Source organism: Arthrobacter sp. TmT3-37 (genome assembly GCF_054510835.1).
Genome location: NZ_JBTNDU010000003.1, coordinates 54,405 through 75,381, shown reverse-complemented (window position 1 = coordinate 75,381; position 20,977 = coordinate 54,405). Strand labels below are relative to the sequence as shown.

At 70.7% G+C, this 20,977-nt stretch carries 19 protein-coding genes; all 19 read right to left on the bottom strand.

The genetic code is table 11. The features are described from left to right. Positions 1–78: 78 nt before the first annotated feature. On the bottom strand, positions 79–1,014 hold the full coding sequence (locus tag ACX80U_RS05365) for an RluA family pseudouridine synthase (RefSeq protein WP_133081668.1): 936 nt from the start codon (positions 1,012–1,014) through the stop codon (positions 79–81). Beyond that, positions 1,004–1,822 carry a signal peptidase II gene (lspA, locus tag ACX80U_RS05360; protein WP_459267676.1) on the bottom strand — a complete coding sequence of 273 codons (819 nt, stop codon included), beginning with the start codon at positions 1,820–1,822 and terminating at the stop codon, positions 1,004–1,006. Before lspA ends, ACX80U_RS05365 begins: the two co-directional genes overlap by 11 nt. A gap of 136 nt (positions 1,823–1,958) precedes the next feature. After that, positions 1,959–2,606 (bottom strand): DivIVA domain-containing protein, encoded by a 648-nt coding sequence (locus ACX80U_RS05355; protein ID WP_459267675.1) that lies wholly within the window; start codon positions 2,604–2,606, stop codon positions 1,959–1,961. 147 nt (positions 2,607–2,753) lie between these two features. Next, a complete protein-coding gene (locus ACX80U_RS05350; RefSeq protein WP_133081666.1) occupies positions 2,754–3,044 on the bottom strand; it encodes a YggT family protein in 291 nt (96 codons plus the stop codon). Between the two features lie 59 nt (positions 3,045–3,103). Further along, positions 3,104–3,625, bottom strand: coding sequence for a cell division protein SepF (locus ACX80U_RS05345; protein ID WP_133081665.1), 522 nt, complete (start codon positions 3,623–3,625; stop codon positions 3,104–3,106). 96 nt (positions 3,626–3,721) lie between these two features. Beyond that, on the bottom strand, positions 3,722–4,483 hold the full coding sequence (locus ACX80U_RS05340; protein WP_459267674.1) for a YggS family pyridoxal phosphate-dependent enzyme: 762 nt from the start codon (positions 4,481–4,483) through the stop codon (positions 3,722–3,724). Beyond that, positions 4,480–5,229 carry a polyphenol oxidase family protein gene (locus tag ACX80U_RS05335; protein ID WP_459267673.1) on the bottom strand — a complete coding sequence of 250 codons (750 nt, stop codon included), beginning with the start codon at positions 5,227–5,229 and terminating at the stop codon, positions 4,480–4,482. Before ACX80U_RS05335 ends, ACX80U_RS05340 begins: the two co-directional genes overlap by 4 nt. Positions 5,230–5,232: 3 nt before the next feature. Next, the gene (gene ftsZ / locus ACX80U_RS05330) at positions 5,233–6,432 is read right to left on the bottom strand and encodes a cell division protein FtsZ (RefSeq protein ID WP_133081662.1); all 1,200 of its coding nucleotides are present in this window, start codon (positions 6,430–6,432) and stop codon (positions 5,233–5,235) included. 249 nt (positions 6,433–6,681) lie between these two features. Further along, entirely contained in the window at positions 6,682–7,515 is an 834-nt protein-coding gene (locus ACX80U_RS05325; RefSeq protein ID WP_459267672.1) for a cell division protein FtsQ/DivIB, read from the bottom strand. After that, on the bottom strand, positions 7,512–8,876 hold the full coding sequence (gene murC / locus ACX80U_RS05320) for a UDP-N-acetylmuramate--L-alanine ligase (protein ID WP_459267880.1): 1,365 nt from the start codon (positions 8,874–8,876) through the stop codon (positions 7,512–7,514). The genes ACX80U_RS05325 and murC overlap by 4 nt, the downstream gene beginning before the upstream one ends. A gap of 173 nt (positions 8,877–9,049) precedes the next feature. Continuing rightward, positions 9,050–10,168, bottom strand: a complete 1,119-nt coding sequence (murG, locus tag ACX80U_RS05315; RefSeq protein ID WP_459267671.1) for an undecaprenyldiphospho-muramoylpentapeptide beta-N-acetylglucosaminyltransferase — start codon at positions 10,166–10,168, stop codon at positions 9,050–9,052. Next, on the bottom strand, positions 10,165–11,595 hold the full coding sequence (gene ftsW / locus ACX80U_RS05310; RefSeq protein WP_459267670.1) for a putative lipid II flippase FtsW: 1,431 nt from the start codon (positions 11,593–11,595) through the stop codon (positions 10,165–10,167). Before ftsW ends, murG begins: the two co-directional genes overlap by 4 nt. Beyond that, the gene (gene murD, locus ACX80U_RS05305; RefSeq protein ID WP_459267669.1) at positions 11,595–13,175 is read right to left on the bottom strand and encodes a UDP-N-acetylmuramoyl-L-alanine--D-glutamate ligase; all 1,581 of its coding nucleotides are present in this window, start codon (positions 13,173–13,175) and stop codon (positions 11,595–11,597) included. Before murD ends, ftsW begins: the two co-directional genes overlap by 1 nt. Beyond that, a complete protein-coding gene (mraY, locus tag ACX80U_RS05300) occupies positions 13,172–14,272 on the bottom strand; it encodes a phospho-N-acetylmuramoyl-pentapeptide-transferase (protein WP_133081657.1) in 1,101 nt (366 codons plus the stop codon). Before mraY ends, murD begins: the two co-directional genes overlap by 4 nt. Continuing rightward, positions 14,269–15,783: a UDP-N-acetylmuramoyl-tripeptide--D-alanyl-D-alanine ligase gene (locus ACX80U_RS05295; protein ID WP_459267668.1), complete on the bottom strand. Its 1,515-nt coding sequence runs from the start codon at positions 15,781–15,783 to the stop codon at positions 14,269–14,271. The genes mraY and ACX80U_RS05295 overlap by 4 nt, the downstream gene beginning before the upstream one ends. A 6-nt stretch (positions 15,784–15,789) precedes the next feature. After that, positions 15,790–17,394: a UDP-N-acetylmuramoyl-L-alanyl-D-glutamate--2,6-diaminopimelate ligase gene (locus tag ACX80U_RS05290; RefSeq protein WP_459267879.1), complete on the bottom strand. Its 1,605-nt coding sequence runs from the start codon at positions 17,392–17,394 to the stop codon at positions 15,790–15,792. A 56-nt stretch (positions 17,395–17,450) separates the two neighbouring features. Next, entirely contained in the window at positions 17,451–19,241 is a 1,791-nt protein-coding gene (locus tag ACX80U_RS05285; protein WP_459267667.1) for a peptidoglycan D,D-transpeptidase FtsI family protein, read from the bottom strand. 57 nt (positions 19,242–19,298) lie between these two features. Further along, positions 19,299–19,973, bottom strand: coding sequence for a hypothetical protein (locus ACX80U_RS05280; protein ID WP_459267666.1), 675 nt, complete (start codon positions 19,971–19,973; stop codon positions 19,299–19,301). Then, entirely contained in the window at positions 19,970–20,971 is a 1,002-nt protein-coding gene (gene rsmH, locus ACX80U_RS05275; protein WP_133081655.1) for a 16S rRNA (cytosine(1402)-N(4))-methyltransferase RsmH, read from the bottom strand. The genes ACX80U_RS05280 and rsmH overlap by 4 nt, the downstream gene beginning before the upstream one ends. Positions 20,972–20,977: the final 6 nt, after the last annotated feature.

Below are 20,977 nucleotides of genomic sequence, written 5' to 3'. Positions count from 1 at the left end.
TGCCCGGCCGTCGCGGGGCGGGCTCGGGACTGTCTCCCGAGGTCGCTCCGGCGTGTCCTCCCGGCTCGCCCGGGCGTGTCACACCAGCCCGGTGGAGAGGGCGGTCAGTGCGTAGGCCAGGTCCACGGGGTACGGGCTCGAGACCGTGACCGGTTCGCCCGTCCGGGGGTGGGCGAAGCCGAGCCGGTGGGCGTGCAGCCACTGTCGCGTCAGCCCGAGCTCGGCCGCCAGCCGCGGGTCGGCGCCGTAGGTGAGGTCGCCGGCGCAGGGGTGGCGCAGCGCGGAGAAGTGCACGCGGATCTGGTGCGTCCTGCCCGTCTCGAGGTGGACCTCGACGAGGCTCGCGCGGCCGAAGGCCTCGAGCACCTCGTAGTGCGTCACGGAGTCGCGCCCGCCCTCCAGGACGGCGAACCGCCATTCGTGGTGCGGGTGGCGGCCGATCGGGGCGTCGATCGTGCCCTTGAGGGGTTCGGGCAGTCCCTGCACGACGGCGTGGTACACCTTGTCGACGGTGCGTTCCTTGAAGGCCCGTTTCAGTGCCGTGTAGGCGGGTTCGGTCTTGGCGACGACCATCGCGCCGGAGGTCCCGACGTCGAGCCGGTGGACGATCCCGACGCGCTCGGGCGCTCCCGAGGTCGAGATGCGGTACCCGGCCGCCGCGAGTGCGCCGACCACGGTGGGGCCGACCCAGCCCGGGGACGGGTGGGCGGCGACCCCGACGGGTTTGTCCACGACGACGAAGTCCTCGTCGTCGAGCAGGATGCCCATGCCGTCCACGGCCTCGGGGATGACGCGGTGCTTGTCCTCCGGATCCGGCAGGTCGACGTCGATCCGGTCGCCGGCGTGCACGCGGTCGGACTTCGCGAGCGGCGACCCGTCGCGGTGCACGCGGCCGTCGGCACACCACTGGGCGACCGCGGAGCGGGAGGCGTCCAGCAGCCGTGCCAGCGCGGCGTCGGTGCGGCTGCCGCCGTCGGCTTCGGGGATGACGAGCTGCCGGCGCTCAGCGGGCATCGTCGCCCCGCTCCCGGTCCGCGGATCCGGTCGCCGAGTCCGGCGTGCTGTCCGGCGTGCTGTCCGGCGTGCTGTCCGGCGTGCTGTCCGGCGTCCTGTCCGTCGTCCTGTCCGTCGTCCTGTCCGGAGCTGCGGTCCCTGCAGTGGCCGGTGCGCTCCCTGCGTCGTCGGTGCTGCGCCGGCCGTCCATGCCGATCCCGCGCAGGGTCAGGAGGCAGATCAGCACCACACCGCTGACGACGGCGGAGTCGGCGATGTTGAAGATCGCGAAGTTGGGCAGGGCGATGAAGTCGACCACGTGGCCCTGGCCGAACGAGGGTTCCCTGAGCAGCCGGTCGGTGAGGTTGCCCAGGGCGCCGCCGAGGACCAGTCCCAGGGCCACGGACCAGCCCCAGGAGGCGACCTTCCTGACCTGCAGCACGATGGCGACGGCGACGGCGACCATGATGATGGTGAAGAACCAGGTGTAGTCGGTGCCGATGGAGAACGCCGCTCCGGGGTTGCGGATGAACCGCCAGTTGAGCAGGGGCGGCAGGACCTCGGTGACCTGGCCCTCGGTCATCGTCGACACCACCCACCACTTGGTGAGCTGGTCGAACGTGTAGGCGACGGCGGTGCACAGGAGCATCACGATCCCGAAGCGAGCGGGGATCCGCCGGGCGTGGCCCGGCTCGGCAGCGGTCGCCGCTGCGGGGCCGCCGTGGTCCGCCGGGTCGCTGGGCCTGCGTCCCGGGGCGGTGGACTCCCGGGCGGGTTCCGGAGCTCGGCGCGGCTCAGGGGTGGGATCGGTCGGCTGGTGCTCGTTCACGGTGTATCCAAGGTCTAGTCGCTGGTGTCCGCCGAGGTCCGCGGCGGCTGGAACGGCGAAAGGGCCGGCCCCCGGGGTTCTGGCCCCGGCGACCGGCCCTTCTCCTGGTCCGACGGCGGTCGGACCCGGCATCCTGCTAGGACGCGTCGGCCGCGAGCGAACCGCGGGCGTCGAGGTCCCGGAGCTGGCCCTCGATGTAGGCCTTCAGGCGGGAACGGTAGTCGCTCTCGAAGCCACGGAGCTGTTCGACCTTGTGCTCGAGCACGGCCTTCTGCTCCTCGAGGTCGCCGAGGGTCTTGCGGCTCTTCTCCTCGGCGTCGTTGACGAGGCCGCTGGCTTCGATCTGCGCCTCGGCGATGATCTTGTCGCGCTGCTCGACACCTGCGTTGACGTACTCGTCGTGCAGGCGCTGCGCCATGGCGAGCACGCCGGCTGCGGCATCGGTGGACGCCGCGGGAGCAGCGGGTGAGGTCGTTGCAGGCGCGGCCGGCGCAGGCGCCGGGTTGGGCTCGTCGGCGGCGGGAACGGCGGTCGCCTCGTCCTCCGCGGGAACGTCCTCGGTCTGGGTGCTGGCGGCGACCGGCGCAGGCACTGCGCCGGACTGCGAGGTGTCGGAGGACTCGCCGGCGAGCTTGCGGCGCAGTTCCTCGTTCTCGGAGTTCAGGCGGCGCAGTTCCACGACGATCTCGTCGAGGAAATCGTCCACCTCGTCCTGGTCGTAGCCCTCGCGGAACTTCGTCGGCTGGAACCTCTTGTTGACAACGTCTTCTGGCGTCAAAGCCATCTGGTCACCTCATACTGATAGAGGCCGGTCCGCCGGAAGAGCGGGCACGGCTGCGGTACCGAATTGCGGACATGATCAGCTGGACTCACGTCGGACTGTGAATCAGCGTATAGCTTCTCGAACTTCATCACGAAACGGACTCGGACGCTAGGCGGCGAGACCGGCGGACACGGACATCAGGATCAGCACCACGATGAAGAGCACGAGGAACGCGAGATCGAGCTGGACGCCGCCGAGGCGAAGCGGCGGGATGAGTCGGCGAAGGGCCTTGATGGGCGGATCGGTCACCGAGTAGACACCCGAGGCGAGCACGAGGGCGAGCTTCTGCGGTCGCCAGTCACGGGCGAACCCCTGCACGGCGTCGTAGATGATCCGGAGGATCAGCGCGAGCTGGAAGAGCATCAGTACCAGGTAGATCAGGGCGAATACCAAACTCACAGAGCAGTTCCAGTCCTTCGGGCCTTATGGGTCGGGGGCGACCGTGGAGGCCGCTGGGGTCAGCTCTGGTTGAAGAAGCTGGTCTGCGCTTCGCTTGCCTTCAGGTCCTCGCCGAGGACTTCAATATACGACGGCGACAGCAGGAACACCTTATTGGTGACGCGCTCGATGCTGCCGTGGAGGCCGAACACGAGGCCCGCCGAGAAGTCGACGAGGCGCTTGGCATCGGCCTCGCCCATGTCCGTGACATTCATGATGACCGGGATGCCGTCGCGGAAGCTCTCGCCGATCAGCTTCGCGTCGTTGTACGACCGGGGGTGGATCGTGGTGATCTGGCGCAGGGCGCCGGAGTCCTCACGGGACGACGGCGCACGCTTGATCGGTGTCACGGGGGCGCGGTACTCCTCGGCGGGAGCGACCCGGGTGACGGCGGGAGCCGGCTCGAGGTGACGCTCGTCGCGGTCGTAATCCACTGAATATTCCTCGTTCCTGCTGTGCGCGCTTTTCGTTTCGGGCTCGTAGTGCTCATCACCGTCGGCGAGCCCAAGGTAGATCATCGTCTTGCGCAGTGCGCCAGCCATGGTGACTCCTGTTCTGGAAGTGGATTGGTGGGCTCCGGGGCCGCGCCGCACGCGGCCGGCCCGACTGCCCGTCGTGCCGCCGTTACAGCCTCGACGCTACCCCACGGCCGGACGGGGACCGAGGACATCAGAACCAATCCTCAGGTGTGTCGCCCCGGCAGCCACAGCGTCCTCGAGATCGCCGCTCATGCCCGCCGAAACGGCCGATGCGGCCGGATCCACGGCACGCACGGTATCGGCGATCCCCAGGAGTCGGGCGAACGCCCGTGCGGGTGGGACGCCGACCGGCGCCACAGCCATCACTCCGGCCAGGCGGAGGCCGTCCGTGGCGGCGACGGCCTCGGCCAGCGCACCCGCCTCCTCCGGCAGGGCGCCTCCGCGGCCGCCGGACCCGGCGTCCTCGTCGAGGGTGAACTGGAGGAAGCAGTGGAGGTCGCTCCGGGCGCTGCGCCCCGCTGCGGCCCGCCGCTCCTGCTCCACGGCGACGGCCCTGCCGAGCGCGGAGACGAGCGGGGCCCGGTCCACGGAGTGCACGCTGTGCGCGTAGCGGACCACCGACTTTGCCTTGTTGGTCTGCAGCTGGCCGATGAAGTGCCAGGCCAGGCCGAGCGGTTCGAGTTCGGCTGCCTTCGCGGCGGCCTCCTGGTCCCGGTTCTCCCCCACGTCGGTGACGCCGAGGCCCGCCAGGATACGCACGTCGGATGCGGGGAAGTACTTGGTGACCACGACGAGCTCGGGCTCCGCGCGCCGGGCGGCGACCGCCGCAGCGGAGATGCGGTCGCGGACAGCGGCGAGGCGGGCCTCGAGCTCGCGTGCGCGGTGCCCGTCCTGCCCCGATGCGTCCACCGGATGGTTCATGCCCGCCACACCAGCCCGGCGATCCTGCCCGCTCCGGGTTCCCGCCGGTGCGAGTACAGTCCCGGGTTCTCCAGGGTGCAGACCGGGCCGTACCCTTCGACCCGCTGGGCCCGGACGGACGACCGCTCGAGCTGGCGCTGGACGGCCGCCGGGAGGTCGAGCGCCGGCGTTCCCGTCGGCGTCCGCGACGCGGCCTCCGGGACGGTGAGCGCGATCGACTCCATCATCCCGGCAGGCACCTCGTAGCAGGATCCGCACACCGAGGGTCCGATCCACGCTGCCAGGTCCCGGGCACCATGGCTCCGCAACAGGCGGACGGCACCTTCGACGATCCCGTTGCCGACACCGGCACGGCCCGCGTGCACGACGGCCGTGGCACCCGTACCGCCGTCGGTGACCGCCGCGTCCGCGAGGACGATCGGGACGCAATCGGCGACGAGAACGGCCAGCGGCTCACTGCCGTCGAGGGACACCATCGCATCCGCGTCCGGGGGGACGGGATCGCCGGCGGCGACCAGGGCGACCCGGTCGGAATGGGTCTGGCTCATGAACCGGAGTGACCCCGCGGGGACGCCCAGCGCTTCCTCGACCCCCCTCCTGTTGTCCCGGACGGCGTCCGGGGCATCCCCCACGTGGAGGGCGAGGTTGCCGGCAGCCACGGAGGTGAAGGCGACGCGGAGACCCGGACGCACCTCCGCGTTCCAGTAGAACGGGGAGGTGCGTCCGGGACCTTCGGCTGCGTCCACCGACTACTTGAGGAAGTCGGGTACGTCGAGGTCGTCGGACCGTCCGGCCGAGAAGTCCGGCTCCACGATCGCGGGGAGGTCCACGTCGAAGCCCGAGTCCGCGGGCACTGCCTGCACGTTCTGCGCACGCTGCTGCGACCAGGCGCCGAGGCCGGCGGTGGCGGCGCCGGCCATGCGCTGCTGGTCCCCACCGACGCTCGGCGCGACGGCCGGGCGCGATGCGGGGGCAGGGGCGGCGGCAGGCTGCGAGGTGGCATCCACCTGGTCGAAGCCGGCCGCGATCACGGTCACGCGCGCCTCGTCGCCCAGCGCATCGTCGATGACCGCACCGAAGATGATGTTCGCCTCGGGGTGTGCGACCTCCTGCACGAGGCGGGCGGCCTCGTTGATCTCGAAGAGGCCGAGATCCGAGCCACCCTGGATCGAGAGCAGCACGCCGTGCGCGCCGTCGATCGAGGCTTCGAGCAGCGGCGATGCGATGGCGAGCTCCGCGGCCTTGACGGCGCGATCCTCGCCGCGAGCCGAGCCGATGCCCATGAGCGCCGAACCGGCGCCCTGCATGACGGACTTCACGTCGGCGAAGTCGAGGTTGATCAGGCCCGGCGTGGTGATGAGGTCCGTGATGCCCTGGACACCGGACAGCAGCACCTGGTCGGCGGAGCGGAACGCGTCGAGCATCGAGACGTTCCGGTCGCTGATGGAGAGCAGCCGGTCGTTCGGGATCACGATGAGCGTGTCGACCTCCTCGCGGAGGGTGTCGATGCCGCTCTCGGCCTGGTTCGAGCGCCGCCGGCCCTCGAACGTGAACGGACGGGTGACGACGCCGATCGTCAGGGCGCCGAGGGAACGTGCGATCCGGGCGACGACGGGAGCGCCGCCGGTGCCCGTGCCGCCACCTTCGCCGGCGGTCACGAAGACCATGTCGGCTCCGCGCAGGACTTCCTCGATCTCCTCGGAGTGGTCCTCCGCCGCGCGGCGGCCGACCTCCGGGTCCGCTCCGGCGCCGAGGCCGCGGGTCAGCTCGCGACCGACGTCGAGCTTGACGTCGGCATCGCTCATGAGCAGCGCCTGCGCGTCGGTATTGATGGCAATGAACTCCACGCCACGGAGCCCGACCTCGATCATGCGGTTGACGGCGTTGACGCCGCCGCCGCCGATGCCGACGACCTTGATGACGGCCAAGTAATTCTGAGGTGCTGCCACGTCCTGTGTCCCTTGTTCGAATCTGTGTGCTGTACGGGGGCTGCCGGTGTTCCGGGTTCAACCTTTACCTTCGACAACGTTAACGTTCAGGTTGAGAGTTAACGTTATGTCAAGTAACTTCTATGTTCGACGCTAGGTGCAAGCGCTCCGCGTTGCAATGACCTGACGCCGCGTGTCGGTTCTGTCGACGCGCTGTGTACTCTTTTCACGCTCTGTTGGACCGCGGGCGACAAAGCGCGACGCCGTGCCTCACCGGGTGACCGGTCGGTCGGGGGTGCTCACGTCGAACACCTTCACCGGCGGATCGGTGGCGGGCATCGCGAGCATCGCCTCCAGGACGCTCGCCTTCTCGGAGCTGCGCTCGGCGCTGCCCCAGAAGATCCTCCGGTCCCCGGCCAGTGAGAGCTGGATGGAGTCGACGCTCGCTGCCGAGGCGCTGTTGAGCCGGGACAGCACGGAGACGGGCAACTCCGCCAGGACCGCCGTGATCGAGGAGAAGACCTCGGAGTTGACCGCGTTGGTCCCGCCGTCGATCAGCGGGAGCTTCACCTCGTCGCGTCGCGCCACGGTGCTCAGCTGGCGGCCGTCCGCATCGATCAGCACGAAGTCGCCCCCGTTCTGCAGGACGGCGACGGGTACGCGTTCGCGGACGGTGACCACGAGCGTCGACGGGGGCTCGGCGGCGATCCCGACGTCCTCGATCGGCGCCTTGTCCGCCAGCAGCCCGCGGACCTGGTCCGGCGCGATCCTCGTCAGCGACGTCCCCATCAGCGGAGCGAGGGCCGTCTCGACCTCCGCCGCGGTGACCAGCGAGTTGCCCTCCACCTCGACCGTCCGCAGCGCCAGCGCCGGCGAGAACACGACGTACGCGACCACGCCGCCGAGGACCAGCACGAGCGCGGTGACGGCCAGGACGATGTTCCGCACCCGGTGGGAGCGTCGGGGCGCGGGGAACTCGAGGACCTTCCCGGCGGAGGCCGGCCGGTCCGCGCGGTCGACGCGGCCCGGCGCTTCCGACCCGGCCGTCGCCCCGGCCTTCGGCACGGCCGGTACCCGGGCGATGCGTGGCTTCCTCGGCGTCATGCGCCGGTCTCCGCCGGTCCTGTTCCGTCCGCCCGCTCCTTCAGCAGGCCGACCAGCCGGATGCCGTACTGCGTGACGTCTCCCGCTCCGATGGTCAGGATGATGTCACCGGGTTCCGCCCGGTCGATCACGGAGCGGAGGGCCTCGTCCGGGTCCTTGCGATAGGAGGCGCCGGCACCCGGCATGAGATCGGTGATGGTCCAGCCGCCGATGTCGTCGACCGGGTCCTCGCGTGCCGCGTACACCGGCAGCACGGTCGCGGAATCCGCGAGGGACAGCGCCTCGGCGAAGCCCGCGGCGAACTCCCGGGTGCGGGAGAACAGGTGGGGCTGGAAGAGGACATGCACCCCGTGCTCCCCCGCCACGGTCCGGGCGGCCGTCAGGGCGGCATGGACCTCGGTCGGATGGTGGGCGTAGTCGTCGAACACCCGGATGCCGTCGCCCTCGCCCCTGGCCTCGAAACGTCGCGCGGCGCCGGAGAAGAGCGACAGGCCGGTCGCGGCGACGGCCGGATCCACCCCGAGTTCGAGGGCGACGGCGAAGGCCGCGGCGGCGTTGAGGATGTTGTGCCGCCCCGGCACGCTCAGCTGCAGTTCCTGCTGTGCGTCCAGCCCGTCGACGGCGAAGGACAGGACGCTGTTGGTGGTGCTGCCCACGGCCCTCGTGTCACTGATCCGGATGTCCGCCGTCCCGGCGTAGCCGTAGGTGCGCACGCGGCGTGGTTCCGGTACCCCGGCGGCCAGTGCGGCGGCACCGGCGTCGTCGGCGCACGCCACGAGGAGCCCGTCCTCGGGGAGCCGCCGGGCGAAGGTGCGGAAGGCCGCATGGACCGCGTCCGCCGTCCCGTAGTGGTCGAGATGGTCCGCTTCGACGTTCGTCACGACGGCGATGCGGGGCTCGTAGTTCAGGAACGAGCCGTCCGATTCGTCCGCTTCGGCGACGAAGACGCTTCCGCCCGCCCACTCGGCGTTGACGCCGAGGGCGGCCACGTCTCCCCCGATGGCGAAGGACGGACCCACGCCGGCGTTGCGCAGGAGGACGGTGATCATCGCGGTCGTCGTGGTCTTGCCGTGCGTACCGGCGACGGCGACGGCCTGCTGGCCGGTCATCGCCGCCGCGAGTGCCTCCGAACGGTGCAGCACCGGCAGGCCGCGACGGCGTGCCTCGGCCAGTTCCGGGTTCGTGTCGCGGATCGCCGAGGACACGACGATCGTCCCGGTGTCGGGTACCGCCTCCGCGGAGTGCCCCACGGTCACGTCGGCGCCGAGCGCGGACAGCGCACGGAGCCCCTTCGATTCGACCGCGTCCGAGCCCGAGACCCGCAGGCCCTGGCCGAGGAGGACCCGGGCGACGGCCGACATGCCGGCACCGCCGAGTCCGATGAAATGCACGGGTTCCTGCAGTCCGGCGTCGAGCGCCGGCGCGGTGCTGGTGGTTGCGATGCCGCTGCCTTCCGTCCCTGCCCCTCCGGGGGCCGTCGTCGTGATCCGGGGCGCCGGTCCCGCCCGCCGGTCTGCTTCCTCGCGCTCCGTGGTCACCGGGCGCCTCCTGTGGCGGAGAGGACGAGGTCGGCCATCCGCCGGTCGGCGTCGCGCACGCCCCGGGCGTGCGATGCCCGTGACATCCGGGCGAGCCGTGCCTCATCGGCGACGAGCGGACGCACGGAGTCGCGGATCCACTCCGCGGTGAAGGCCGCGTCGTCGATAAGGAGGGCGCCGCCGGATTCCACGAGCCCTGCCGCGTTGAGTCGCTGCTCGCCGTTTCCGTGCGGCAGGGGCACGAGGACGGCGGGAACACCCACGGCGCTGATCTCGCTGACGGTGGCGGCGCCGGCGCGGGCGACCAGGAGGTCGGCAGCCGCGTACACGTGTTCCATGCCGTCGACGAACTCGACCTGGTGGTAGCCCGGCATGGCCAGCACGGATCCGTCGCGGCCGAGGACCTGCTTGCCGCGTCCTGTGATGTGGAGGACCTGGATGCCGGCGGCGACGAGGCCGGGCACGGCCTCGGCGACGGACCGGTTGAGGCTCGCCGCACCGGAGGACCCTCCGGTCACGATCAGGGTGGGACGGTCCGGATCGAGCCCGAGCGACGCCCGGGCGTCCTCGCGGCCGGCGGCGCGATCGAGGCCGGAGATGCTGCGGCGCATGGGCATGCCCACCAGCACGGCGTCGCGCAGCCCGGTGCCCTCGAAGGCGACGGCGACGCGCGCCGCGATCCGCGCGCCCACCCGGTTGGCGATGCCGGGCCGTGCGTTGGCCTCGTGGATGACGATCGGCACCCGCCGCGTCCAGGCCGCGAGATAGACGGGTGTCGAGACGTATCCGCCGACCCCGACGACGACGTCTGCTGCGGCGTCCGCGAGGATGGCGCGCGCCTGCCGCACGGCCCGGACGAGGCGGACGGGCAGTTTGACGAGGTCGATGGAGGGTCGCCGCGGCATGGGGACCCGGTCGATGGTGCGCAGGTCGAAACCGGCGGCGGGGACCAGTCGGGTCTCCATCCCGGCCTCGGTGCCCACGGCCGTGATGCGTGCGCCCGGCTCCCGTTCGACGATCGCCCCCGCGATCGCGAGGAGGGGGCTGATGTGGCCGGCCGTGCCGCCGCCCGCGAGGACGACCGACACGGGATGGTCAGGGGTGGAGGAGGTCATGAATGTGCGTGGTTTCTTCCGGCGGTGGAGGTCATGGCAGGAACCGTCGGAGACGGCGCCGGCGTGGGGACGTGCGGGGTCTTGCGTGCGAAGGACAGGAGGACGCCGACGGCGGCCAGCGTGAACGTCAGCGCGGACCCGCCGTAGGAGATGAAGGGCAGCGGTACGCCGATGACGGGCAGCAGGCCGGTGACCATGCCGATGTTGACGAAGGCCTGGCCGATCAGCCACACGAGGATGGATCCCATGAGGATCCGCACGAAGGGGTCGGTGTAGCGCAGGGCCACCCTGATGGTGGCGACGGCGAGGATGCCGAACAGGAGCACGACGACGAGGGTGCCGACGAGGCCGAACTCCTCGCCGATGATGGCGAAGATGAAGTCGTTGTGCGCCTCGGGGATCCAGTTCCACTTCTGGCGGCTCTGCCCGATCCCGACGCCGAACCACCCGCCCGACGCCATGGCGAACAGGCCGTTGTCCGACTGCAGGCAGAGATCGGCGCCGTCGTCGCAGTTCAGGCCCAGCCAGGCACTGATCCGCCCGCCGCGGTTGGAGCTCGTGGCGACCATGAGCAGGGCACCGGCCAGCGCCGCGAGACCCGTGAGCGTGAACAGCTTCAGCGGGGCGCCGGCGAAGAACAGCGCCGCACCGGCGATCATCATGAGAACGAGGCCCGTCCCGAGGTCACCGCCGATCAGGACGAGGCCGATCGGGAGTCCGCCGAAGGGCAGCGCGGGGATCATGGCGTGCTTCCAGTCCCGGATCAGTGCCTTCTTCCGCTCCAGGACGGCGGCGAACCACAGGGCGATCGCGAGCTTCGTCGGTTCGGACGGCTGGAAGGTCTGGCTGCCGATGCGGATCCAGTTCTTGTTGCCGTTGATCTCGACCCCGATGACGAGCACCAGGACCAGCAGCACCACCGCGATCCCGAGGCTCGGCCATGCGAGGGCCCGGTAGGCGCGGGGACCGAGCCGGGACAGGACGAGCATCAGGAGGAGCCCGGCGCCGGCCCACAGGGCCTGCTTGAGGAAGAGGTCGAAGCTGTCCTTGCCCTCGGAGATCGCTTCGACGGATGACGCCGACAGGACCATCATGAGCCCGATCGCGGTGAGGGCGAGGGCCGAACCGAGGATCAGGTAGTAGCTGGACCCGGTGGGCGCGCGGTCGGAGCCCTCGAGCAGCACCCAGCCGCGCCGCAGCCGGGCCCGGAGTCCGGTGCCCGCCCGGTCGGCGGAACCGGTGGTGGCGGTGTCCGCCGTCGGAGCACCGGACTTGATGGTCCGTGCCTTCGCTGCGGCGCTCCCGCTGGGCGTCGCACTGTGTGCGGGGCCCACGCCGACGGAGCTGACCGGTCGGCCCGTCTCCTTCGTCCGGGCGGGCCGGACCGAGGGCTTGCGTCCTCCCGGACGGGTTGGCGTGGCCACCATTACGACTCCTTCGCGGTTGTCCCCTGTCCGCCACGTGCACGGACGGCCGCCACGAAGGCGGCTCCCCGGTGCGCATAGGAGGAGAACTGGTCCATGGACGCTGCGGCCGGCGCCAGGAGCACCGTGTCGCCGTCCTGGGCGAGGCGCGCCGCTTCGGCGACGGCCCACTGCATCAGGGCGGCGGCCGGATCGGCTGACCCGCCGGCGCCGCGCCCCTGTCCAGTGTGCAGGGTGGGATGGAGGGAGACCGGAACATCGGGTGCGTGTCGGGCGAGGGCGCCCTGCAGCGGTGCGGGGTCCGTCCCGAGAAGCACGACGGCCTTCAGTCGGTGGGCATGCTCGGTGACGAGGTCGTCGTAGGAGACACCCTTGGACAGTCCGCCCGCGACCCAGACCACCGATTGGAACGAGGCCAGCGACGCCGAGGCCGCGTGCGGATTCGTCGCCTTCGAATCGTTGATCCAGAGCACCCCGCCCTCGTTCTCGACGACCTGGATCCGGTGGTCGCCCGGCTGGAAGGCCCGGATGCCGTCGCGCACCGCCGCCGCCGGTATCCCTGCCGCACGGACGAGGGCTGCGGCGGCGAGGGCGTTGGCGACCAGGTGCCGCGGGACGACCTCGCCGAGTTCGCTGATGGAGGCGAGTTCGGCGGCGGAGTCCTTGCGCTGCTCGATGAAGGCTCGGTCCACGAGGAGGTCCTCGACGACGCCCATCATGCTGACGGACGGCATGCCGGTGGTGAACCCGACGGCCCGGCAGCCCTCGACGACATCGGCCTCCTCGACCATCTCCTCCGTCTCACGCTGCTCGACGTTGTAGATGCACGCGATCCTCGTCCGCTCGTAGACGGAGGCCTTGGCGGCGAGGTAGGCCTCGTAACTGCCGTGCCAGTCCACATGGTCCTCGGCCACGTTGAGGCAGACGCTCGCGAGCGGCGAGATGGAGTGCGCCCAGTGCAGCTGGAAGCTGGAGAGTTCGACGGCGAGGAACTCGTACCCCTGAGGATCACGGATCACGTCGAGGATGGGTGTGCCGACGTTGCCGGCGGCGACCGCGCGCTTGCCCGCGGCGAGGAGCATGGACTCCGTCAGTCCGACGGTGGTGGTCTTCCCGTTGGTCCCGGTGATGGTGAGCCATTCCGCCGTCGAACGGCCTTCGCGGGTCCGTACCCGCCAGGCGAGCTCGACGTCGCCCCAGATCGGGACTCCGGCCGCCGCCGCCTCGGCGAGCAGCGGCTGCGTGGGGCGCCAGCCGGGAGAGGTGACGACGAGGTCGGCGGGTTCCCCGTCGACCGGGGGCAGGGACGCTGCGTGCTCCGCCCCGAGCAGGACGGCGTGCGCACCGACGATGCGCAGGGTGTCGGCCTTCGCCTCGTTCTCCTCGGTCGCGCCGGCATCGACGACGACGACGACGGCCCCGAGCTCCACGAGGGTGTCGGCCGCGGAGAAGCCGGAGGCGCCGATGCCCGCGACGACGACGCGCAGGCCGGCCCAGTCCGAGTCCCAGGTCGTCAGACCGGCGAGCCGGGGTGTCTCCCAGGTGTTGGGTGCCGTCGATCCGGCAGCGTCCGATCCGCTCATCCCACGACCCATTCCGCGTAGAAGATCCCGAGCGCCGCGGCGACGAAGAGTCCGGCAAGGATCCAGAACCGGACCACCACCGTGACCTCCTGCCAGCCCTTCAGCTCGAAGTGGTGCTGCAGCGGCGCCATCTTGAAGACGCGCTTGCCGCCCGACAGCTTGAAGTAGCCGACCTGGATGATCACGGAGAGCGTGATCATGACGAACAGGCCCGCGAGGATCACGAGGAGGAGTTCCGTCCGGGACAGGATGGCGAAACCGGCGATCGCGCCGCCGATGGCGAGGGAGCCGGTGTCGCCCATGAAGATCTTGGCCGGCGAGGTGTTCCACCAGAGGAAGCCGACCAGGGCACCGCACATGGATCCGGCGATCAGGGCGAGGTCCAGCGGGTCGCGGACCTCGTAGCAGACGCTCCCGGCGCCGGGCGAGCCGCAGCTCTGGTTGCCCTGCCAGATCCCGATGAGGAGGTAGGCGCCGAAGACCAGGATCGAGGCGCCGGCGGCGAGTCCGTCGAGCCCATCGGCGAGGTTCACGCCGTTGCTCGCGCCGGTGATGATGAGGTTCGACCAGATGACGAACAGGATCGCGCCGAGGACCGTGCCCGCGAAGGCGAGGTCGATCGGCGTGTCACGGATGAAGGAGATGGCGGTCGACGCCGGCGTCCGCCCCTCCTCGTTGGGGAACATCAGCGCCAGCACGCCGAAGATCACGCCCACGGCGGTCTGCCCGATGATCTTCGCGGGCGCGCTCAGGCCGAGGCTCCGCTGCTTCGAGATCTTGATGTAGTCGTCGGCGAAGCCCACCAGGCCCATTCCGGCGGCCAGGAACAGCAGCAGCAGTCCGGAGGCCGTGGGACCGCCCACGGAGGAACCCGTGGCCACCATCAGCAGATGCGTCAGGAAGTATGCGAGCAGCACCGACGCGACGATCACCGCGCCGCCCATGGTGGGCGTCCCGCGCTTGATGTGGTGGGCCGTGGGGCCGTCGTCGCGGATGAACTGCCCGTAGCCCTTGTTCACCAGGAGCTTGATGAACAGGGGTGTCCCGACGAATGCGAAGAAGAGCGCGGAGGCAGAGCCTATGAGGAGTGCGATCACGGCTGCTGGGCCTTTCCGGGAGCGGCAGGTCCGCTGTCCGCTTCGACGACTGCTGCGGGGGGCTCGGTCGCGCCGGGGCCGGCCTGGGCGACTCGGTCCCCGAGATATCTCAGTCCCGCCCCGTTGGAGGACTTGAACAGGACGATGTCGCCCGGTTCCAGCTCCGCCTCGAGCATCCGCTCCGCGGCGTCGACGTCGTCGACATGGACGGCCTCGCTGCCCCAGGACCCCTCGAGCACGGCACCGTTGAAGAGTGCCCGGGTGTTCGGGCCCACGCAGATGAGCTTGGAGATGTTGAGGCGTACGACGACGCGCCCGAGGAGGTCGTGCTCCTCGATGGAGCTGTCCCCGAGCTCGAGCATCTCACCGAGCACGGCCCACGTACGTCGGCGGCCGCGGCCGAGTTCGGCGAGCGTCCGGAGCGCTGCGCGCATCGACTCGGGATTGGCGTTGTAGGCGTCGTTGATGACCGTCACGCCGTCGGCGCGCTCGGTGCGCTCCATGCGCCACCGGCTGGCGGCGGACTGGCTGCGCAGGCTCGCGGCGATCGTCCCGGGAGCGCAGCCGACCTCGTAGGCGACGGTGGCTGCGGCCAGCAGGTTGGCGGTGTGGTGCAGTCCCAGGAGCGGGGAGACGACGCCGTGGGCACTGCCGTCCGGGAAGACGAGGGTGAAGGCGGGGTTGCCCTCCGCCGTCGTGGTGCTGTCGCGTGCCCGGACGACGTCGGACCCGGCGGCTGCGAAGTCGTCCGAGGAGGTGAAGAAGGCGGTCCGGGCGCCGGTGCGCCCCTGCATGGCCAGGACGCGCTCGTCGTCGGCGTTGATGACGGCGGTCCCGGCGGCCGGCAGGGCCTCGAACAGCTCGCCCTTGGCCTTCGCGATGTTCTCGACGCCGCCGAACTCGCCGGCGTGGGCGGAGCCGACGCCGAGCACGACGCCGAGGTCCGGCTGCACGAGCGACGCGAGGTACGCGATGTGGCCGGGCTTCGTGGCCCCCATCTCGATGACGAGGTAGCGCGTGTCCCAGTCCGCCTCGAACACGGTCAGGGGGACGCCGACCTCTCCGTTGTAGGACCCGCGCGGCGCGACGGTGGGGCCGTGGGCCGCGAGGATGCCGGCGAGCAGGTCCTTGGTGGTGGTCTTGCCCGCCGAACCGGTGATGCCGATGACGGTCACCTCGCCGTTCGCCCGCAGCCGCCGGACCGTCTCGGCGGCCAGCACGCCCATGGCGAGGACCGCGTCGGGGACGACGACGGCGGCGAACGGGGTCCCGTCCGGTCCGGTGACCTCCCGTTCGGCCAGCGCCAGGACGGCTCCGCGCCCGAAGGCGGCACCGATGAAGAGGTGGCCGTCGGACTCCTCGCCGGGCTTGGCCACGAACAGGGACCCGGGGACGCACTCCCTGGAATCCGTGGCCGCGGAGGTGACGGTGATGGCCGACCCGTCCTGGTCGGGACCGACCAGGACGCCGCCCGTGAGTGCCGCGATCTCGGCTGCGCTGAATTCAATCATGACGGTTCAGGACTCTATCCCGGACGTCGAAAGCACAGAGAATCCGTGCCTTGTCAACGCGGAGCGCAGTTCCAGGCGATCGTCGAGCGACAGATTGACGCCCTTCACCTCCTGCCACACCTCGTGGCCGCGGCCGGCGATGAGAACGGTGTCGGAGACGGTGGACAGCGCGACCGCGTGGTCGATCGCAGCCGCCCGGGGGAAGACCTCGAGCACCTCGCAGTCGAGCCCCTCGTCGCGGACCGCGGCCTCGGCGCCGGCCCGGACGGCGCGCCGGATGACCGCCTCGTCCTCGTCGTGCGGGTCGTCGTCGGTGACGATGAGGATGTCGGACAGGCGTGCGCCCACCGCCCCCATGATCGGGCGCTTCGTCTCGTCCCGCTGTCCCGTGGCGCCGAAGACCGCGATGACGCGGCCGCCCGGCCGGCGCACCGAGGCCAGCGTCCGTTCGAGGGCGTCCGGATTGTGGGCGAAGTCGACGATCGCCGCGGGAGCCTCACCGATGAGCTGCATGCGCCCCGGGACCTCGGTGGTGAAGGGGTCCGAGTCGTCCAGGGCGCGCTGGACATCCTCCACCGGGACGCCCGAGGCGAGGACCATGCCGGTCGCCAGGGCGGCGTTGGAGATGTTGAACGTCCCGGGCAGCCCGCTGCGGATCCGCAGTCGCCCGCCCGTCCGGCCCTGGAGCACGAAGGCGTGGCCGAGGCCGCTCGGTTCGACCCCGGTCACCGTCCAGTCGGCCTGCGCGTCCCGGTCGTCCGCCTGCGGGTCGGTCCGCACCGTCAGCACGGGGACCTCCGCCGTGGCGGCCAGCCTGCGGCCCCAGGGGTCGTCCACGAGCACCACTGCTCGCCGGCACCGCTCGGGGGTGAAGAGCGCAGCCTTCACCGCGAAGTACTCCTCCATGGTGCCGTGCAGGTCCAGGTGGTCCTGGGTGAGGTTGGTGAAGCCCGCGACGTCGAAACGTACTCCGTCCACACGGCCGAACTCGAGCGCGTGCGAGGAGACCTCCATGGAGGCCGCGGCGAGCCCACGCTCCCGCATCAGGGCGAGGAGGGAATGCACCTGGGGCGATTCGGGCGTGGTGAGCGCGCTGGGGATGGCCTCGCCGCCTGCCCGGATCTCGATGGTGCCGATGAGCCCGGTGGACCTGCCCAGGGCGCCCAGGAGGGCGTTGAGGAAATAGGTGGTCGTGGTCTTCCCGTTCGTGCCGGTGACGCCGAAGAGGGTCGGGGTCGGCTGCGCGGGGGCGTCCTCGGACCGTCCGGCGAAGATCTCGCGGGCGAGCGGGCCGACCGCGCGGCGCGGGTCCGGGACGACGACGACCGGCGGCAGCTCGATCTCCCCCGCCGTCTCGGCCGCGAGGCGGGCCCCTTCCTCGTCCGTCAGGATGGCCAGGGCGCCCGCCCGGGCGGCCTGCAGGGCGAATTCGGCTCCGTGGCGGGAGGCGCCCGGCAGGGCGGCGTAGACGTCACCGGGCAGGACGGAGCGCGAATCGAGGGTGATGCCGGCGACGGTGGGGAGCCCCGGTGGTACCGACGGGCCGGCCAGCGTGCCGATGGCGGCGAGGGCCGAGGACAGCTCGACCGGGCGCGGGGCGCGGGGCCGCATCAGGGAAGCCGTGCTCCCCTGCGGAGTGTTCGATTGCACGTTCTCTTGCCTCCGGGTCAGTATTCGACCGGGTAGATGTCCGGCTTCGTCGTCGAAGCCGGGACGTTGTTGGAGTTGAGGACCTGCTTCATGACCTTCTGGAAGGACTCGCCGGGAATCAGGTAGTACAGGTCGCCCTGCGGGCGCTGGAGCGTGATGACGACGACGTACTCGGGATCCTCGATGGGTGCGATCCCGGCATACGACAGAGTGTAGCCGTCGTACCCGCCGGTGGCGCTCGGTGCCTCCGCCGTGCCGGTCTTCGCCCCGACGCGGTACTGCTCGAGCTCGCCGGACTTGCCGGAGCCCTCCTCGGTGACGGTCTCGAGCATTTTCCGCATCTGCGCAGCGGTCTCCTCCGACACCACCTTCGTGCCCTCGGCCTCGGGGACCTCGTGCTCCGTGCCGTCGGGGTCGATGTACGCGTCGATCAGCCGCGGCTGGAGCCGCACGCCGTCGTTAGCGATCGTCTGGTACACCATCGCGGTGTGCAGCGCGGTCTGCGTCAGGCCCTGGCCGAAGAGCACCGTGTACTGCTGGCGGTCGTCCCACTGGTCGGGCGGAGTGAGGAGGCCCTGGTTCTCCTCGCCGAGGCCCGTGCCGAGCGGTTCACCGATCCCGAACTTCTTGAGCCAGTCGTAGCGTTCCTGCTTGGACAGCTTCCCGCCGATCTGCACCGTACCGGTGTTCATGGACTTGGCGAGGATCCCTGCCGCCGTCCGCTTCTCCGTGCCGTGCTCCCACGCGTCCTTGAACGTCTGGTCGCCGATGGTGTAACGGTTCTCCAGGGTGAACTTCGACGTCGGCTCGATCAGTCCCTGCTCGAGGGCGGCAGCCATCGTGATGACCTTCGTCGTCGACCCCGGCTCGAAGGACGCACTGACCGAGTTCGGGCTGCGCTTGTCCGCGGGTGTCGCCTCCGGATCGTTCGGGTCGAGCGTCGTCGACTCGGCCATCGCCCGGATTGCTCCGGTCTTCGCCTCCACGACCACGATGTTGCCCCACTCGGCGTCGTAGTCCTTCACCTGCGAGGCGATGGTCTGCTGGGCGAACCACTGGAGGTCCTGATCGATCGTCAACCGCACGCTCTGGCCGTCGACCGCGGGCACGTCCTCGTTCGTGGCGTAGGGGATGCGGATCCCGTCCCCGCCGATCTCGAACGTGCGGCTTCCCGCCTCGCCGGTGAGCTGGTCGTCCAGGGACACCTCCAGGCCGGAGCGCGGAGCACCGTCGGCGCCCACGTAGCCGATGATCGACCCGGCCACGGGTCCGGCGGGGTAGGTGCGCACACTGGTCATGTCCGCGTACACGCCCGGGATGCCGACGGCGAGTGCCCTGTCCTTGACCTCCGGTGTGACGGACTTCGCCACGTAGTTGAAGGACTTGTCCCCCATGATGGACGCCTCGAGCGTTCCCGCGTCGATGCCGAGCACGGCCGAGAGCTCGGCGAATCCCTGGTCCATCGGGATGTCCATCTCGCGCTCGTCGGAACCGGCCGGTGTCCGGTCGAAATCGTCGACGGCACTGAGTCGCTGGTCCACCACGATGTCGTAGCGCTCCACGCTGCGAGCGAAGTACTTTCCGTTCATGTCCACGATCGAGCCGCGGATGGGCTGCACGGCGGTGCTGGTGAGCCGCTTGGACAGCCCTGCCTGCGCCATGCCGTTGAGGTCGAGCGCCTGGAGCTGGAACAGGCGTACGCCGAGGACCAGGAGCAGCACGAGGACGAAGGCCAGTCCCACGCGGAGGCGCGTCGACCCGAGGGCCAGTCGGAGGCTGTCGGGGCTGCCGATGCGTGCAGGGGTCACGGGGAATCCTTGTCGAGACAGTACGGGCGGTGCGTCGGGCGGCTGGGGCGCCGCCTGCTACCGGTCGGTGCCGGCCTGCTCGGGACCGGGGATCGTCCCCGATGCCACGCTCCCCGCGTCTCCGTCCGTGGAACCGTCCGCAGCGACGCCGGTGTCGCCTCCGGCCGTCTCCTCGACCGGTTCCGCCGGGGGCGCCTCGACGGCCACCGGGACGGGCTGCTCCGTGACGAGGTTCGGTGCGGCGATCAGGACCTCGGGCTTGCGGCCCTCCACCGCGGGTTCCGGAGTGCCCGTCACCTTCTTCGTCTCGAGCTCGATCGTCCCGAAGGTCGGGGAGGACACCATGCCGAGTTTCGTGGCGGCGGCCGCGAGGTTCTGCGGGGCCTCCTTGCCCTCGATCTCGAGGACGAGCGCCTCGTTCTGCTGGCTGAGGGCCACCTGCTGGTTCCGCAGCTGGACGAGTTCGTACTGCGTCCCGGAGACCGAGATGTTGAGCATCAGGACCGCGGCGAGGGCAGCACCGAGGACGAGCAGGCTGAAGACCGCCAGGGGCATCCTCCGGCGGGCAGGACGTGCTGGGACCACCGACAGGGGGGTGCGGGTCTTCTGCGCCGTGCCGGTCGGGGTGCCGGCCGTCGTGCCGGCCAGGCGCCCCGGGGCGAGGGCGAGCGCGCCGCTCCCGGAGAAGGCCGCAGTGCCGTGTCGCTTCTCGACTGTCAATGCCTGGCTCATCTGTTCTTCCTGTCGACGGGTCCTGCTTTGATTCGTTCAACTGCCCGGAGCTTGGCCGAGGCCGCTCGCGGATTCTCTTCGACCTCTGCTGCCGTGGGCGCCTCGGTGCCACGTGTCAGGGAGCGGAGGTAGGCCTTGTGCTCCTCGAGTTCCACTGGGAAACCGACCGGCGCCGAGGATCGGGTTCCTGCGGTGAACGCACTCTTGACGATGCGGTCCTCGAGGGAGTGGTAGGACATCGCGACGACACGGCCTCCGGTCACGATCGAGTCGACGGCCGCGGGGACGGCCCGTTCGAGGACGGTCAGTTCCTCGTTGACCTCGATCCGCAGCGCCTGGAAGGTCCGCTTGGCCGGATGTCCACCTGTTCGCGCGGCCGCGGCGGGAACGACACTGCGGATCACCTCCACGAGCTGGGCGGTCGTTCGGAGGGGTTCGGCCTGCCGCGCCTGTACGATCGCCGTGGCGATGCGGCCGGCGAACTTCTCCTCGCCCCACGTGCGGATGATGCGCAGCAGGTCTTCCGCGGCGTAGGTGTTCACGACCTCGGCCGCGGTGATCCCCCTGCTCGTGTCCATGCGCATGTCGAGCGGCGCGTCGAAGGAGTAGGCGAACCCGCGGTCGCGCTCGTCGAGCTGGAGCGACGAGACGCCCAGGTCGAAGAGGACGCCGTCCACCCCGTCGATCCCGAGGTCGGCCAGCACCTCGGGCAATTCGTCGTAGACGGCGTGCACCAGGTCGGTTCGGTCCGCGAAGGCGGCGAGACGCTCGCCGGCGAGCTCGAGGGCCTCCGTGTCTCGGTCGATCCCCACGAGGTGTGCCGAGGGGAACCGCTCCAGCATGCTCTCCGCATGGCCGCCCATGCCGAGGGTCGCATCGACGACGACGGCCCGGCGCCCGGCGGCTTCGGCGGAGGCCACGGACGGAGCGAGGAGGGAGACGCAGCGGTCGCGGAGGACGGGGACGTGTCGCTCGTCCGTCGGCCGGTCATCGCGCATCCAGCC